Annotated in this window: 15 protein-coding genes and 3 tRNA genes; 2 read left to right on the top strand and 16 right to left on the bottom strand. The window is 64.2% G+C overall.

Going from position 1 to position 14,734, the window contains the following annotated elements:
* Positions 1 to 32: 32 nt before the first annotated feature.
* The 7 genes from ACIPY3_RS12610 to ACIPY3_RS12580 all read right to left on the bottom strand — a co-directional run bounded on the left by ACIPY3_RS12610 (position 33) and on the right by ACIPY3_RS12580 (position 6,484).
* Positions 33 to 1,367 carry an HRDC domain-containing protein gene (locus tag ACIPY3_RS12610; protein ID WP_400334518.1) on the bottom strand — a complete coding sequence of 445 codons (1,335 nt, stop codon included), beginning with the start codon at positions 1,365 to 1,367 and terminating at the stop codon, positions 33 to 35.
* Between the two features lie 59 nt (positions 1,368 to 1,426).
* Positions 1,427 to 2,086, bottom strand: a complete 660-nt coding sequence (locus ACIPY3_RS12605; RefSeq protein WP_400334517.1) for a DUF3000 domain-containing protein — start codon at positions 2,084 to 2,086, stop codon at positions 1,427 to 1,429.
* Between the two features lie 59 nt (positions 2,087 to 2,145).
* Positions 2,146 to 3,258 carry a threonine aldolase family protein gene (locus ACIPY3_RS12600; protein WP_400334515.1) on the bottom strand — a complete coding sequence of 371 codons (1,113 nt, stop codon included), beginning with the start codon at positions 3,256 to 3,258 and terminating at the stop codon, positions 2,146 to 2,148.
* 10 nt (positions 3,259 to 3,268) lie between these two features.
* Complete coding sequence (locus ACIPY3_RS12595; RefSeq protein ID WP_400334513.1) at positions 3,269 to 3,997, bottom strand: SDR family NAD(P)-dependent oxidoreductase; 729 nt, start codon at positions 3,995 to 3,997, stop codon at positions 3,269 to 3,271.
* Positions 3,997 to 5,364, bottom strand: coding sequence for a DUF6421 family protein (locus ACIPY3_RS12590; RefSeq protein WP_400334511.1), 1,368 nt, complete (start codon positions 5,362 to 5,364; stop codon positions 3,997 to 3,999). Before ACIPY3_RS12590 ends, ACIPY3_RS12595 begins: the two co-directional genes overlap by 1 nt.
* 185 nt (positions 5,365 to 5,549) lie before the next feature.
* Positions 5,550 to 5,978, bottom strand: coding sequence for a peptide-methionine (R)-S-oxide reductase MsrB (gene msrB, locus ACIPY3_RS12585; RefSeq protein WP_400334509.1), 429 nt, complete (start codon positions 5,976 to 5,978; stop codon positions 5,550 to 5,552).
* Between the two features lie 14 nt (positions 5,979 to 5,992).
* Positions 5,993 to 6,484 (bottom strand): hypothetical protein, encoded by a 492-nt coding sequence (locus tag ACIPY3_RS12580; protein ID WP_400334507.1) that lies wholly within the window; start codon positions 6,482 to 6,484, stop codon positions 5,993 to 5,995.
* Positions 6,485 to 6,596: 112 nt separating this feature from the next.
* Here ACIPY3_RS12580 and ACIPY3_RS12575 point away from each other — a divergent pair, with 112 nt between their 5' ends.
* Complete coding sequence (locus tag ACIPY3_RS12575) at positions 6,597 to 7,877, top strand: alpha/beta hydrolase family protein (RefSeq protein WP_400334505.1); 1,281 nt, start codon at positions 6,597 to 6,599, stop codon at positions 7,875 to 7,877.
* On the opposite strand, the gene ybaK is transcribed toward ACIPY3_RS12575, so the two are convergent.
* Genes ybaK through ACIPY3_RS12560 form a run of 3 tightly spaced genes read right to left on the bottom strand, consistent with a single transcriptional unit; the run spans position 7,867 to position 9,799 of the window.
* Positions 7,867 to 8,364 carry a Cys-tRNA(Pro) deacylase gene (ybaK, locus tag ACIPY3_RS12570; RefSeq protein WP_400334503.1) on the bottom strand — a complete coding sequence of 166 codons (498 nt, stop codon included), beginning with the start codon at positions 8,362 to 8,364 and terminating at the stop codon, positions 7,867 to 7,869. The genes ACIPY3_RS12575 and ybaK overlap by 11 nt on opposite strands.
* Before the next feature lie 3 nt (positions 8,365 to 8,367).
* On the bottom strand, positions 8,368 to 8,835 hold the full coding sequence (locus tag ACIPY3_RS12565; RefSeq protein ID WP_400334501.1) for a SufE family protein: 468 nt from the start codon (positions 8,833 to 8,835) through the stop codon (positions 8,368 to 8,370).
* 37 nt (positions 8,836 to 8,872) lie between these two features.
* Entirely contained in the window at positions 8,873 to 9,799 is a 927-nt protein-coding gene (locus ACIPY3_RS12560; RefSeq protein ID WP_400334500.1) for a sulfurtransferase, read from the bottom strand.
* Between the two features lie 212 nt (positions 9,800 to 10,011).
* Between ACIPY3_RS12560 and zapE the strand changes: the two genes are divergently transcribed.
* Complete coding sequence (gene zapE, locus ACIPY3_RS12555; protein ID WP_400334745.1) at positions 10,012 to 11,049, top strand: cell division protein ZapE; 1,038 nt, start codon at positions 10,012 to 10,014, stop codon at positions 11,047 to 11,049.
* A 67-nt stretch (positions 11,050 to 11,116) separates the two neighbouring features.
* Here zapE and ACIPY3_RS12550 read toward each other — a convergent pair whose 3' ends face one another.
* The 6 genes from ACIPY3_RS12550 to ACIPY3_RS12525 all read right to left on the bottom strand — a co-directional run bounded on the left by ACIPY3_RS12550 (position 11,117) and on the right by ACIPY3_RS12525 (position 14,711).
* Entirely contained in the window at positions 11,117 to 12,331 is a 1,215-nt protein-coding gene (locus tag ACIPY3_RS12550; protein ID WP_400334498.1) for a benzoate/H(+) symporter BenE family transporter, read from the bottom strand.
* 119 nt (positions 12,332 to 12,450) lie between these two features.
* Positions 12,451 to 12,684, bottom strand: a complete 234-nt coding sequence (locus ACIPY3_RS12545; protein ID WP_400334497.1) for an antitoxin — start codon at positions 12,682 to 12,684, stop codon at positions 12,451 to 12,453.
* An 84-nt stretch (positions 12,685 to 12,768) separates the two neighbouring features.
* Positions 12,769 to 14,223, bottom strand: coding sequence for an amino acid permease (locus ACIPY3_RS12540; RefSeq protein ID WP_400334495.1), 1,455 nt, complete (start codon positions 14,221 to 14,223; stop codon positions 12,769 to 12,771).
* Positions 14,224 to 14,406: 183 nt separating this feature from the next.
* Positions 14,407 to 14,482 (bottom strand) — tRNA-Gly (locus ACIPY3_RS12535).
* Positions 14,483 to 14,539: 57 nt separating this feature from the next.
* Positions 14,540 to 14,614, bottom strand: a tRNA-Val gene (locus ACIPY3_RS12530).
* A 24-nt stretch (positions 14,615 to 14,638) separates the two neighbouring features.
* Positions 14,639 to 14,711: transfer RNA gene (locus tag ACIPY3_RS12525), tRNA-Gly, on the bottom strand.
* Positions 14,712 to 14,734: the final 23 nt, after the last annotated feature.

Raw genomic sequence — 14,734 nt, 5'->3', positions numbered from 1 at the left:
GGTTCGGAAGCGGGCCTCCCTTTGGCATGGAGTCAGGATGCGTCCTTGGTTTTTGGCTCCTTGGGCTCCTTGGGTGGAAGCGGCTGCGGGTTGAGGCAGGCCTCGGCCAGGATGGGCGCGGTCAGGGCGATCTGCCACTCGCGTGCACCCAGTGTCCGCAATTCCGTGGACACTGTTTCGAGTGAGGCATCCGACGGCGGCCGCCACATGACGCGGCGGAGGTAGTCCGGGGTGAGCAGGTTCTCGACGGGCAGCTTCAGCGTGTCCGCTTTTTCCTGCAGGGCTGGCCTGGCCGTGGCCAGGCGTGCTGCGGCTTCGGGATCCCGGTCAACCCAGACACGCGGGGGTGGCGGAGCATTGGTGGGCAGGTGCAGGGGCGGCAAATCGGTCAGGGTGCGTGCTGCACTGATGCAGCGCAGCCATCTGGGGGCCTCGCGCTGTGCGGACCTGCCGTGGAAGCCCTTGGTGGCCAGCAACTGGGGAACCGTGGTGGGCAGGGCTTTGGCTGCGGCAACCAATGCGGAATCGGGGATGAGGCGGCCGGGGGCAACATCGCGTTTGCGCGCCAATTGGTCCCTTTCCAGCCAGAGTTCCCTGACCGCGGCCAGTTGACGTCGGTCGCGGATCTGGTGGAGGCCTGAGGTCTTGCGCCAGGGATCCACCCGCGGCGGGGCGATGCCTGCGGCGAGGATTCCGGCGAACTCCTGCTCGGCGAAGTCGAGCTTACCGTCGGCTTCGAGGAGTTCGATCAATTCCTCCCGGAGTTCGGCGAGGACTTCCACGTCGAGGGCCGCGTACCGCAGCCACGGCTCAGGGAGGGGCCGGGTGGACCAGTCTGCCGCAGAGTGTTCCTTGGCCAGGCCGAAGCCAAGCAATTGTTCGATGACTGCGGCGAGTCCTACGCGGGGGAGTCCGGCCAGACGGGCGGCCAATTCGGTATCGAACAGCTTGTCCGGCCACATCCCCAGTTCAGACAGGCACGGCAAGTCCTGTGTGGCCGCGTGGAGGATCCACTCAACACCGCGGAGGGCGTCGTTGACGATGTCCAGGTTGTCGAAGGGTTCGGGGTCGATGAGCCAAGTCCCGGCTCCTTCCCGGCGGATCTGCACCAGGAAGGCGCGCTGGCCGTAGCGGAAACCGGACGCCCGTTCTGCATCGACGCCGGCCGGTCCGGTCCCTGCCGCGATGGCAGCTGCGCAGCGCTCCAGGCCGGACGGTGTGTCAATGACCAACGGCACGCCCTCTCGAGGCGTGTCCAGCTCAATGACAACAGGTACGTGGCCGTCGAAGCCTTCAACCTTGATGTGTGTTGTGGGATCAGCAACCGGGTCGCCGGCAGTGGTTTTTTCCAGGTTTTCAGGGGTCATGATTGCTTAAGCTTACCGATACCCGCCGGAGACGGCCGGGACAGGGGTGGCGGCAGGGGTCAATTGAGCCTCCTGTTGGGCAGGCCGGTCACCCCGGGAGGCAAGGGGGGAAGGCCTGCGAAGGTACAAACCATGTCCGACCACGCTTCCAGGTGAGCCTGGACGTTGGAGTTTGCGGGCGTCCAGGACGCCCTGAGTTCTATGTCGATGGTGTCCGGGCGTTCGGCCAGGGTGCCGAAGCTTTCCGACAGGATGCGGGTGGCAGTGCCGCCCGCCGCCCGGTATGGCGCGGCGTGGTTCTCAAGGGCTTCAACCAGCCAGGTCCAGGCGACCGAGCCCAACATCGCGTCATTGCCCATTTCCGCATCCATCTGGGCGCGGATGTAGGTAACGATCCGGAACTCGCCTTCCCAGACCGCAGAGCCATCCGGATCATGGAGCAGGATGAAGCGGCCGGTAGCCAGTTCGTCGTCTTCGTCGTCAGACGGGCTCCCGCCGGTGTTGTCGACGAAGGCCTTGGCGGCTGGTCCGTGGACGGGGACGCGGCGGGTGGCGGCGGTGGGCCGGAAGACCTCTGCGCCAAGGGCAACGGCATACGGCGCCAACCGGGCGGGAGCAGGGATCTCGTCCAGCCGCAATTCGCTGCGGCACTGTGCTTTTCGAAGCGTTCCCAAAGCAAAGAGAAAATCCGCGGGAACCTGTGCGAGGGCGTTCACCATCGCAGATTATGTGCCCGGGGCGGCGATCCTGTGCAGGCTCGCCGCCCCGGAATGCGGCATTATCCGGCGGCCAGCTCCCGTTTTATGGCAGAGACGAACGCGTCGATGTCATCTTCGGTGGTGTCGAAAGAGCACATCCACCTCACCTCGCGCCGGGCTGCGTCCCAGTCGTAGAAGGCAAACGAGGAACGGAGCCGGTCCGCAACGCCTTCCGGAAGGATGGCAAAGACGCCGTTCGACTGGGTCTCCTGGGTGGGCTCCACGCCGTCAATGCTGTTGATGGCGGTACGCAAACGCGACGCCATGGCGTTCGCGTGGCCGGCCGAGCGCAGCCAGAGTCCGTCCTCCAGCAGGGCGATGAACTGAGCGGAGATGAAGCGCATCTTCGAGGCCAGTTGCATGTTCATTTTGCGCAGGTACTTCAGGCCGTGCGCAGCATCCGGGTTCAAGGCAACCACGACTTCGCCAAACAGCAGGCCGTTCTTGGTCCCGCCGAAGGACAGGATGTCTACACCGGCATCGCGGGTAAACGCGCGCAGGGGGACGCCCAGGTGCGCCGCCGCATTCGCCAGCCGGGCGCCGTCCATGTGCAGTTTCATGCCCTTGGCGTGGGCATGGTCGGCGATGGCGCGGACCTCCTCCGGGGAGTAGCAGGTACCCAGTTCCGTGGTCTGCGTGATGGAAACGGCCAATGGCTGTGCCCGGTGTTCGTCACCCCAACCCCAAGCCTCGCGGTCGATGAGCTCGGGGGTGAGCTTGCCGTCCGTGGTGGGGACATGGAGCAGCTTCATGCCGCCGATGCGTTCGGGCGCGCCGTTCTCGTCCATGTTGATGTGGGCCGTTGAGGCACACACCACGGCTCCCCAGCGGGGCAGGAGCGATTGCAGGGACAGGACATTGGCGCCCGTGCCGTTAAAGACCGGGAAGCATTCAATTCCAGGACCAAACTGCTGCTCCATGACCTCCTGCAGGCGGGCGGTATAAACGTCCTCGCCGTAGGAAACCTGGTGTCCGCCGTTGGCACTGGCCAAGGCCGCGAGGACTTCGGGGTGGACGCCGGAATAGTTGTCCGATGCGAATCCGCGGACCGAAGGGTTGTGCAGCCGGCTGTTATCCGTTGTGCTGCCTGCCGAGTGGATAGCTTCTGTTGTGCTCGTCACTTGTTCATTCACGCTTTCAAGTCTATTTCGCCAGGAGGATCCGCTGGCCGTTCAGGGAGTCGGCGGGCTGGTCAAAGAGCCCGACGGCGGCGGTCGCCAGGTCTTCGACGTCGGTATAGCCGGGAAACTCCCGGCCGGGATTGGCACGCCGCATGCCGGCGTCCACGAGGGATTTCACCACGAAGACCACCGCTGCGCTCCGTTGCTCCGCCGGGCCGGTGCCGTCGCCTTGTTGGTCCCGCGCGAACCCTTCCGCAACCGCCAGGGTCCACGCCTCGGCCGCTGCCTTGGCTGCGGCGTAACTTGCCGTTGCCGCGGTGGGAGCTGCCGCCGTCGTCGATGACACCATGGCGAACCGCCCGGTGGGTGAGGATGCCAGCTGCCGGTAGAAGACGCGGGAGACGTTGCGCACGGTGGTGATGGCGCTGGATTCCAGGTCCGCCCAATCGTCGTCGCCCTGGTCTTCGATGCCGGTGGCGCTCCGCCAGCCTCCCACCAGGTGGATGAGTCCATCCACACGTTCCACGCCCAGTCCGCGAAGGGTCGCGTCGAGCTCGCGGACGGCCGCCAGACTCCCCAGGTCGCATGTCAGCGGTGTGACGCCGTGTCCGGCGTCGGTGGCGGCCGCGCCGATCCTGGCGGAGTCCGAGCCGACAGTGAATACCTTGTGGCCGGCGGCCGCCAACGCCCGCGCGGTTGCTACACCCGAAGCGCTGCTTCCGCCGGTCACAAGGACTGTCAGTGGTGGCATCAGGCCGCCATCGCGCCTGTGATGCCGGTGGTGGACTCGATGACGGGGCGCATCTTCTTTTCCAGGGCCTCGTAGAACATGGACAGCGGGAATTCGTCGTCGAGGACCTGGTCGGTCAGCGCCCGCGGGGGTCCGGCGAGGGGGAGCGCGTCGGGGCCCTTGGCCCATACCGAGGCGGGGTGCGGGGTGACGGTCTCGGAGATGAGCTGGTAGGCGGCAATCCAGTGCGCAGCCTTCGGCCGGTCGATGGAGCGCCAGTACAGGTCCTCGATGCGGGCACCCAGTTCAACCACGACGGCGGCAGCTTCCTCCCAGTCGATGCTGAGTTTGCTGTCGGTCCAGTGGAGCACGCGGTGCTGGTGCATCCACGCAAACAGCAGCTGGCCGCCCAGGCCGTCGTAGTTCCGGACGCGGTTGCCGGTGATGGCGAACCGGAAGATCCGGTCAAAGATCACTGCGTACTGGACCAGCTTCGCGTGCTTGCGTGCGTCCGCGTCGGCCTCTTCGTCCTTTTCGATCCGGACCGCTTCGCGGAAGGCGGTCAGGTCGCAGCGGAGTTCCTCGAGGGAGTAGAGGAAGAAGGGCATCCGCTGCTTGATCATGAACGGATCGAACGGCAGGTCGCCGCGCATGTGGGTGCGGTCGTGGATGAGGTCCCACATGACAAAGGTTCGCTGGGTCAGCTCCTGGTCTTCGAGGAGCTGGGCGGCGTCCTCAGGCAGTTCCAGGGAGGTGGTTGCGGCAGCTGCCTTCAGGACGCGCCGGAAACGGGCCGCCTCGCGGTCGGCAAAAATGGCACCCCACGTGAACGTCGGGGTCTCCCGGACTGCGACCGTTTCCGGGAAGAGCACGGCGGAGTTGGTGTCGTAACCGGCGGTGAAATCGACGAACCGGATCGGTACGAAGAGCTTGTTGGAGTACTCGCCGGCTTCCAGGCCGCCAATGAACTCCGGCCAGATGACCTCGATCAGGACGGCCTCCACCAGACGGTTGGTGCTGCCGTTCTGGGTGTACATGGGGAACACCACCAGGTGCTGCAGGCCGTCGATGCGCTGCTGCTGCGGCTGGAAGGCCTGGAGCGAGTCGAGGAAGTCCGGAACGCCGAAGCCGTCCTTGGCCCAGCGTGCGAAGTCGGCAATGAGGAGCTCCAGGTAGAGGGCGTCGTGCGGGAAGCTGGGTGCCAGATTGGTGATTGCCTCGGAGAGGGCGGCCACGAGGGCAGCAGCTTCGCCGTGGACCGCGGGATCGGCGATGGAACCGTCCTGCTCCTGGTACGATTGGAGGGCCGTGGCAGCGGCCTTGAGTGCTTTCCAGTCCGCGTTGTCGGCAGTGACAAGCGGAAGGGTGGAGGTAGCGATGGTTGTCATGGAACTCAGCCCTTTCGAAGTAGGTAATGCTTCTGAGGCGAGCGTAGCAACGGGAGAAGCATCGCTAATTCAAAATCGGGTGGAGCATAAGAGATACTGTTGCAAAACGTAGACGGTGGACCCTCAAGCTCCAGCGGAAGCCGCTGAAAGGTGCGGGCTCCCGACCGGAGCCCGCACCGGAGCGATCAGGAGGCGTCGGTCTCCACCAGGCGAAGCGAAATTGAATTGATGCAGAACCGCTGGTCGGTGGGGGTGTCATAGCCTTCGCCCTCAAAGACGTGGCCAAGATGGGAATCGCAGTTGGCGCACCGCACCTCGATGCGTTCCATGCCAAGGGTCCGGTCGTGCAGGTAGCGGACAGTTCCCTCGGCCAGCGGCGCCCAGAAGGAGGGCCAGCCACAGTGGGAATCAAATTTCTCGCCGCTGGTAAACAGTTGGGCGCCACAGGCACGGCACTGGTAGACGCCCTTTGTGTGGGTGTCCCAGTACTCGCCCGTGTAGGGACGCTCGGTTCCGGCCTGCCGCAGCACGCGGTACTCGTCAGGAGTCAGTTCCTCACGCCATTGGGCATCGGACTTCTCCACGGGCGCGCTGGTGTTCTCAGATGACGTCATGTCTTATGCAACGCTCACGAGTCGCCGATAAATCCCGAACCGGCATACAGATGCAGCACCGGGAGTCCCAGCTGGTCCTGGGCCTTGTTGGCCCAGTCCGTATGGAAAGTGTCGGCAATGGCATGCGGACGGGTGACCACTACCGCCTGGGCGGCCTCAAGGGACCTTACCTTGGACACCAGGCCGGCCACGGCACCGCCGTCCACGATCTCGCCGGTGACGCCGCTGCCCAAGCCGGCGAGGGCGGCCAACGACGTTGCCAGCGCCTCCGAAGCCTCCGCCCGCTCAACCTGCGGGTCCGGCGACTTCGCGCCAAGTTCCTTGAACGCCTTGGCGATATCAAGCAATGAAAGGTTCTCCAGGAAGTCCACCAGGAGATGCCGCTCAGTGTTGGCCGGAACCAGGACGACGATCGGCGCGTCGCCGTCGTCGAGCAGTTTGGCAATGTTCGCACGGTCGTCGTGCCCCAGGGGCTCTTCTGTCAGGATGACGATGGGATCGCTCATGGCTACAGCGTAGACCCGCCGAACTCCACACCGCAGGCTTTTGACCAGCAATTCTCCTCCGCCCGACGCAGGCGTGTGCGCACCAAGGCGACCGAGCAGAGAGAATGGAGCCATGGCATCGAAGAACACGCCAGCGGGCGACTCTGCAGACTCCACCCTCTCCCTTCGCGCCAAATGGGCCATCGCGGGAATCCTCACCGGCGGGTCCCTCGCGGCCTTGGTGGGAGCAGGTTCTTCGGCGCTCGCGGTCTACTTCGCGCGCCGGGTCATTACGCCGGCGGCACGTAACGAGGACCAGGAGGTCCTGGCGGTGATCCGAGGGGACAAGGGGCCACAGGTTATCCTCGCCGCCACGCCGGACACGACGATCGACGGCGTCTTCAGCCTCTTCTTCGACGGCGGCAGGGGGCATGCCAGGATCGGCAGGATCGTGTCCTATTCGCCCGCCGAGCAGACCGTGCTCCGCGAGGTGGAGCAGGTCTACAGTGGAGACCTTTCCGGGGCAAGGCGCGGTTGGTGGAGCGGTGCCGTCTATCCTGACCCGGCAGCGATCGGGCTGGCTGCCGAGGACGTGGACATTGCAGTGGACGGCGGCAAGGCTCCGGCCTGGCTGGTCAGGGCGGACGCGGCGGCACCCGCGAAAGTCTGGGCGATCATGGTGCATGGCCGGGGTGCCAACCGGCTTGAGGGACTGCGGGCGGTGCGGACGGCCAAGGCATTGGGCCTGGACAGCCTGCTGGTTTCCTACCGGAACGACGGCCTGGCGCCCTCCGCCCTGGACGGCAGGTACGGCCTTGGCTCTACGGAATGGCGCGATGTGGAAGCCGCGATCGAGTACGCCCTGGAACATGGGGCCGAAGAAGTGGTTCTGTTTGGATGGTCAATGGGCGGAGCCATCAGCCTCCAGGCAGCAGACCTTGCCAAGCACAGGCACCTGATCCGTGCGCTGGTGCTCGATGCCCCGGTCATCAACTGGGTCAATGTCATGGCCCATCACGCCGAGATGAACAAGATTCCCTACAACGTGGGCAGGTACGGTCAGCTGATGCTCACCCATCCGCTGGGACGCCGACTGACCGGCCTCGCCGCGCCCGTTGACCTCAAAGCGATGGACTGGGAAGCCAGGGCAGTTGAGCTGCGAACGCCCACGCTGGTGATCCACAGCGTCGACGACGATTATGTGCCCTTTGAACCCTCAGCGAGCCTGGCGGAGAAGAACCCGGAAATGGTGACGTTCGAACCCTTCCACGGGGCGCGCCACACCAAGGAATGGAACGTCGACCCGGACAAGTGGGAACGCCTTGTCGCGTCCTGGCTGCAACGGCAACTGGCTCCCCGCAACAACCCGGGAGACCCCGCACCGCGGCCCGGATCGGGGGACCTCAGTTCTTGACGGTGCCGATCCTTGCCGTGACGGCTTGGGTCAGGCGGACGAGGTCGGCCGGAGACAGTTCAAGGTCCAGGCCGCGGCGGCCACCTGAAACGAGGATCGTGTCGAAGGCGAACGCCGACTCATCCAGCACCGTGGGGGAAGGCTGGCGCTGGCCCAAGGGCGAGATCCCACCGAGGACATAGCCCGTGCGACGCTCGGCGGCCTTGGGATCGGCCATGGCGGCTTTCTTGGAGCCGAGCGCACCCGCCACGGCCTTGAGGTCCAGGTTGCCGGACACGGGAACGATGCCCACAGCGAGCCGGCCTTCGACTTCCACCATGAGCGTCTTGAAGACCCTGGCAGGGTCCATGCCCAGGACTTCCGCAGCTTCCAGCCCGTAGCTGGCGGCCGAGGGATCGTGGGCGTAGGGGTGCGCAACGAAAGGAACGCCGGCCGCAGTCAAAGCTGCTGTAGCCGGCGTTCCCTGTGAAGCCGTTCTCTTGGCCATGGCCTAGCGTTCCAGCCTGCTGGCCGCTGCCACTTTCCGCTTGATGCGTCCCAGCATGGCCGTCATTCCGCGCATGCGCAGGGGAGTGATGGCCCGGGTCAATCCCAGCAGTTCCGGCATGTCGTCCGGAACCGCAAGGATCTCTTGTGCCGTCAGGCCATCGAGTCCCTCATGCAGGACACCGGCGAACCCACGCGTAGTGGGAGCCTCCGGTGGTGCCTTGAAGAACAACCGGTAGGCACGGGCACCAGCCGGGTCCGTCCCGTTTTTCTCGGACTCGATGGTCAGGAACAGCGGGGATTGGCACTCGACAACCTGCTCCAGCAATTCCGGATGGTTGGTGAGGCGCTCCGGCAGTTCCGGCAGTCCACGGGAAAACTCAAGCAGCAACTGCAGCCGCTCCGGCTCGGACAGTGCCTGGAAGTCATCGACGATTTCCGCCAACGCGGCGGGCAAAGTGTTGGTACTCATCACTTCCAGCTTACGCACTGCTCCGCCGGATGACGCGCTAGTTACGGACCAGGGCTGCAGGAACAGAACCGCGTTCCGCGCCCTTGACGATCGGAACGCGGACCGCGTTGCCCCATTCGGTCCAGGAACCGTCGTAGTTGCGTACGGAGTCGAAGCCCAGCAAGTACTTCAGTGCGAACCAGGTGTGGCTGGAGCGTTCACCGATGCGGCAGTAGGCCACGACGTCGTCGCCCGCCTGCAGTCCGGCGTCGCCGAGGTAAAGGGCTTCGAGCTCTTCACGGGTGCGGTAGGTGCCGTCCTCGGCTGCTGCCTTGGCCCAGGGAACGGATGCGGCAGTGGGGATGTGGCCGCCACGGAGGGCGCCTTCCTCGGGGTACGCGGGCATGTGGGTGCGCTGGCCCGTGTACTCCTCGGGGGAGCGGACATCGATCAGCGGGTTGCCGAGGTGGGCCAGGACGTCTTCCTTGAAGGCGCGGATGGGGGCGTCGTTGCGCTCGATTTCCGGGTAGCTTCCGGCAGCCGGGGCAGGGACGTCGGTGGTGAGTTCGCGGCCCTCGGCGATCCACTTGTCGCGGCCACCGTCGAGGAGGCGCACGTCCTCGTGGCCGAACAGGGTGAAGACCCACAGGGCATACGCGGCCCACCAGTTGGACTTGTCGCCGTAAATAACCACCGTGCTGTCGCGGGAGATGCCCTTGGCGGCAACCAAAGCCGCGAACGCTGCGCCGTCCACGTAGTCGCGGGTGACTTCATCATTCAAGTCGGTGTGCCAGTCGATCTTGACGGCGCCGGGGATGTGCCCGGTTTCGTACAGGAGGACGTCCTCATCGGACTCCACGACCACCAGCTTGCCGTCGGCGAGGGCGCCCTCTGCCAGTGCTGCGGCGAGCCATTCGGTGGATACGAGTCGTTCAGGGTTCGCGTAAGCGGCGAACTTTTCGTTCTGTTCAACGGGGTAGGACATGCTGGTGGCCTTTCACTGACATTGGACGGAGCCAGGCACTTCGATGGTGCTGCACTTGCCTGCCGGGCTTGCTCCCAACACTAACCACGGGCCGCAGCCAATGCTTCCCGGCTGTTCACATGGTGAAACATGGCCTTGGTCACGTGCCCATTCGTGGAGCCCCCGATGCCGGTATTCTTGCTGGGGACCCACAACCTGAAGAACGGACCACCGTGGTACAGATCGAACAATTGGCTGCCCGCACACCGGCAGTCTCAGTGGAAGAGCTCCTTAAAGGGTTCTACCCCTCTCCGCGGTTCGGCGAGGTTTCGTTCGACAGCTACCGACCGGACCCTTCGCAGCCCAGCCAGGCCAACGCGGTCAAGCTGCTCTCGGCATTTGCCGACAGCGTCGGAGCCGATGACAACGGCGGGCTCTTCAAGAAGTTGTTTGCCAAGAAAGCTGCCACCCGGGCCGGAATCTACCTCGACGGCGGCTTCGGTGTGGGCAAGACCCACCTTTTGGCCTCCTTGTGGCACAGGTCCCCGGGTCCGAAGGCTTTTGGTACGTTCGTTGAGTACACCAACCTGGTTGGCGCGTTGTCCTTCCGGAAGACGGTGGAGGCGCTCAGCAGCTACAAACTGGTGTGCATTGACGAATTCGAACTGGACGACCCCGGTGACACCGTCCTGATGTCCCGCCTCATGCGGGAACTGGCCGACGCCGGCGTGAAGCTCGCTGCTACGTCCAACACGCTGCCGGGTTCCCTGGGTGAAGGCCGTTTCGCGGCTGTTGACTTCCAGCGGGAAATCCAGGTCCTCGCGGACCAATTCGACGTGGTGAGGATCGATGGCGAAGACTTCAGGCACCGCGGCCTGCCCGCCGCTCCTGCGCCACTCAAGACCGAAGAACTCAAGCACCGCATGCAGGCAGAGTTCGACGGCAAGACCGTTGCCGTGGACGACTTCCGCACCTTGGTGGACCACCTCGCCGGCGTGCACCCGAGCCGCTACCGCCAGTTGATTTCCGGGATCGAGGCCGTGGTCTGGCGGGATGTGGAAACAATTACGGAGCAGGCCGTCGCCCTGCGGTTCGTTGTCCTTGCCGACCGCCTGTATGACAAGGATGTGCCCATCCTCGCCAGCGGTGTCCCGTTCGACAAGCTCTTCACCGAAGAAATGATGGGTGGCGGCTACATGAAGAAGTACTTCCGGGCGGTCTCCAGGTTGACCGCGCTGGCCCGAGAGGGACAGAACCACGAGCCCGCCTGATCTCTCAGGACCTGACTCAAAATGACCGCCCGGGCTTTGCCCGGGCGGTCATTTCCTTGCCCAACCGTTACCGCGGCTGCAGTGGTTCCCTTGACTTCAGCAACAAGCGGATGAGGATGCCGCCGGCCAACGCCCAGAAAGCGGCACCGATTCCGGCGAAGCTGAGCCCGGAGGCAGCGAGGAGGAAGGTCACGGATGCGGGAATGCGGTCTTCGGCAACGGCCAGTGCCGAGGAGATGGAGGAGGCCAGGGTGCCGAGCAGTGCCAGGCCCGCAACCGCTTCGAGGAGGCCCGAAGGCGCGGCGGCCACCACCGTGACAAGGGCCGCGGAAAAGACTGCCAGAAGCAGATAGGCCACGCCGGAGGTGAAGGCGGCGATCCAGCGCCTGCCCTGGTCCCGTCCGGCTTCCTCACCAGCCGCCAAGGCGGCACTGAGGGCAGCAAGGTTGATGGCGTGGCCGCCAAAGGGCGCACCCACAAGTGTTCCGGCTCCCGTCACCAGCATGGACGGCCGCCACGGGGTGGTGAATCCAAGGGACTTCAGGACCGCAACGCCGGGAATGTTCTGCGATGCCATGGTGACGATGAACAGGGGCAGGGCAATGCCGACTGCGGCTTCCACGGTGAAAGCCGGTGTGGTCCACTCAAGCCGTGGCATCAGTGAATCGAGGGGGAGTTGGACGCCATTCAACCCCATATGGATGCCGATGACCCCCAGTGCCACGAGCAGGGAAGCAGGGACCGCCCAGCGTGCCGCGAACTTCATCATCAGCAACCAGCACAGCGCCACGGGGCCAACCAGAAGGGGAGCGGAGCCCAGTGATTTGAACGGGGCAAGGCACAACGGGAGCAGGACGCCGGCAAGCATGGCCTGGGCGAGGGTTGTGGGAATCCTGGTCATCAGCCTTCCGAGCACGGGAAGCAGGCCTGTCAGGAGGATCAGCACCCCGACGGCCAGGAAGGCACCTACTGCCGCGGGCCAGCCGCCGTCGACCATTCCTGCAGAGGCGAGGAGCGCCGCGCCAGGGGTGGACCACGCAAGGGTTATGGGGAGCCTGGACCGCCACGACAGCCATAGGATGCCAAGTCCAAAGGCCAGGGTCAGCGCCAGGAGGCCACTGGATGCCTGCTCTTGGTTGGCGCCCACAGCACGCAGGCCTGCGAGGACCACGGCGAAGGAGGAGGTGAATCCGACCAGCGCCGTCACGATGCCGGCGGAAAGGGGTGGGCCGAGTCCCTCTTTGCTGGTGGGGCGTTGGACCGCTGAAGAGGGTGAAGGCATAGTCTCCAAATTACCCGAGGGCCTGCCCTGGTGCGGTTCGTTAAACGCCAAGGGCACCGGCGGCGCCTCTCGGCGGGACCGGTGCCCCCTTGACGTATCTGGTGTGGCGGCTCAGGCAGCTATGGCTGCTTTGGCTCATCCGCGACGGGAGCCTGTTCGGCGTCCCCATCTGACTTGGCCACGAAATCGGAAGCGGCGTTCTGGACAGCATCGACCTGGTTGGCGAACTTGCCGCCGGTCTTTTCGTCGATGAAGTCTCCGGCCTTTTCGATGCCATTCTGGATGGCTTCTTCGTTGCCCTGAATGAGACCCTGAGCCTTGCCCTTCAGGTCGTCAATTAATCCCACGGGCACCTCCTTTCCGTCGCGGAGCCAGTTCGCTCCTCCGAGAGTGACCCTAACACCAGTCGGCGGGGGTGCCAAGGATCCGGTAGTCCGCTACGCCAAGGGCTTACTGGACTCCAGATGGCGAGGACTGTCCGGGTTCATCAAGGAGTGCTTCCTGCCGTAGAAGAAGTAGATGATCAAACCGATGATGAGCCATGCGCCGAAGCGGAGCCACGTCTGCCAGTGCAGTTGGGCCATCAGGAAGGCCGACGCCAGGACACCGAACGCGGGGACCACGGGCATGAGGGGAAGTCGGAAGGTCCGGGGTGCATTCGGTTTGGTGTAGCGGAAGACGATCACCGAGACACAGACCACCACGAAGGCCGCGAGGATGCCGATGTTGGTCAGGTCCGCGACTTCCTTGATGGGGAAGACCCCGGCAAGGAAGGCTGAACCGATGCCGGCGATCCAGGTGACGCGCTGCGGGGTACCGTGTTTGTCCGTCTTTGCGAACCAACCCGGCAGGAGCCCGTCCCGGCTCATGGAGAACCAGACGCGCGTGACGCCCAGGAGGAACGTGAGCATTACCGTGAGGATGGAAAGGACGGCGAACACCGAGATGATCGTGGCGATCACGGGCAGGCCTACTCCTGCGAAGGCCGAAGCGAAGCCTGCCTTGGGATCGATGTCCTTGTAGTTCTGCATTCCCGTCAGCACCAGGGTGGCGGCCACGTAGAGCAACATGGCGATGATCAGTGACAGCACGATTGCCTTGGGCATGTGCTTCTTACCATCCTTGGCTTCCTCGGCGGCCGTACTCATGGCGTCGTAGCCGAACACGGCGAAGAAGACCGTGGCTGCGCCGGCCAGGACCGGACCGAAGCCGCTGGGCATGAACGGGTTGAAGTTCTCGGTGTTGATGTAGAAGATGCCCAGTCCAATGATGAACAGGATCAGGACCACCTTGATGGCTACCGCCACGAGTTCAAAACGGCCGAAGGCCTTGGTTCCCCGGCTGAGGATCCAGGTGACCAGGAGGCACACGAGGATGGCGGGCAGGTTGATGACGCCGCCTTTGCCTTCATCCGCAGTGGAAGTCATCCACGTGGGCATGTGGATGCCAATGCCTGACAGGAAGGCGTCGAAGTAGCCGGAGATGCCGATGGCGACGACGGCAACGATCGCGATGTACTCCAGCAGGAGGTCCCAGCCAATGAACCAGCCGATGATCTCCCCGAGGGCGACGTACCCGTAGGTGTAGGCAGAACCGGCCCGCGGAATCATTCCCGCGAATTCGGCGTAGGACAGTGCGGCCGCACCGGAGGCAAGGCCGGCCACCAGGAAGGAAATGAGTACCGCCGGGCCCACGCCGGGGTTGTTGGCGTCGCCATGGGCCACCAGTCCGGCCAGCGAAAAGATGCCGACGCCGATGATTCCGCCAACGCCGATGGCCGTCAGTTGCCAGAGGCCAAGACTCTTGAAGAGTCCGCTGTGCTTGCTTTCTTCTTCGATGTCGTCTATCGGCTTGCGCCTGAGGACCGACTGCGAAGCGGTCTGTTGATTCATGGGTACTCCTGCCAAGGGGCGATTGGTGATGAGTTCGCAGTACATTATGCGAGACCAATCACATTGGATAAAGCGATTTTTTCTTAGCCTTATAGATTAAGTGGGCTGATGAATTGCGGCCCTATAACCCCGTCTGGCTGGATGAGGGCATAAAAAAAGCAGCTCCGAGGAGCTGCTTTTCCGTGGAGCGGACGACGAGATTCGAACTCGCGACATCCACCTTGGCAAGGTGGTGCTCTACCAGCTGAGCTACGTCCGCACATGTTGTTTGCCTGGTTGCTACCGGGCTTCCAACAACAAACAAGTTGCCTTGTTTTGGTGGGCGATACTGGGATCGAACCAGTGACCTCTTCCGTGTCAGGGAAGCGCGCTACCGCTGCGCCAATCGCCCGTTGCCGGGTCCTTTGATAAGGAGAGCGGACGACGAGATTCGAACTCGCGACATCCACCTTGGCAAGGTGGTGCTCTACCAGCTGAGCTACGTCCGCACATGTTGTTTGCCTGGTTGCTC

The organism is Paenarthrobacter sp. NPDC089714 (assembly GCF_044748905.1).
Lineage (GTDB): Bacteria > Actinomycetota > Actinomycetes > Actinomycetales > Micrococcaceae > Arthrobacter.
Note: the sequence above shows the minus strand (reverse complement) of the source record. Positions and strands in the feature narration are given on the sequence as shown.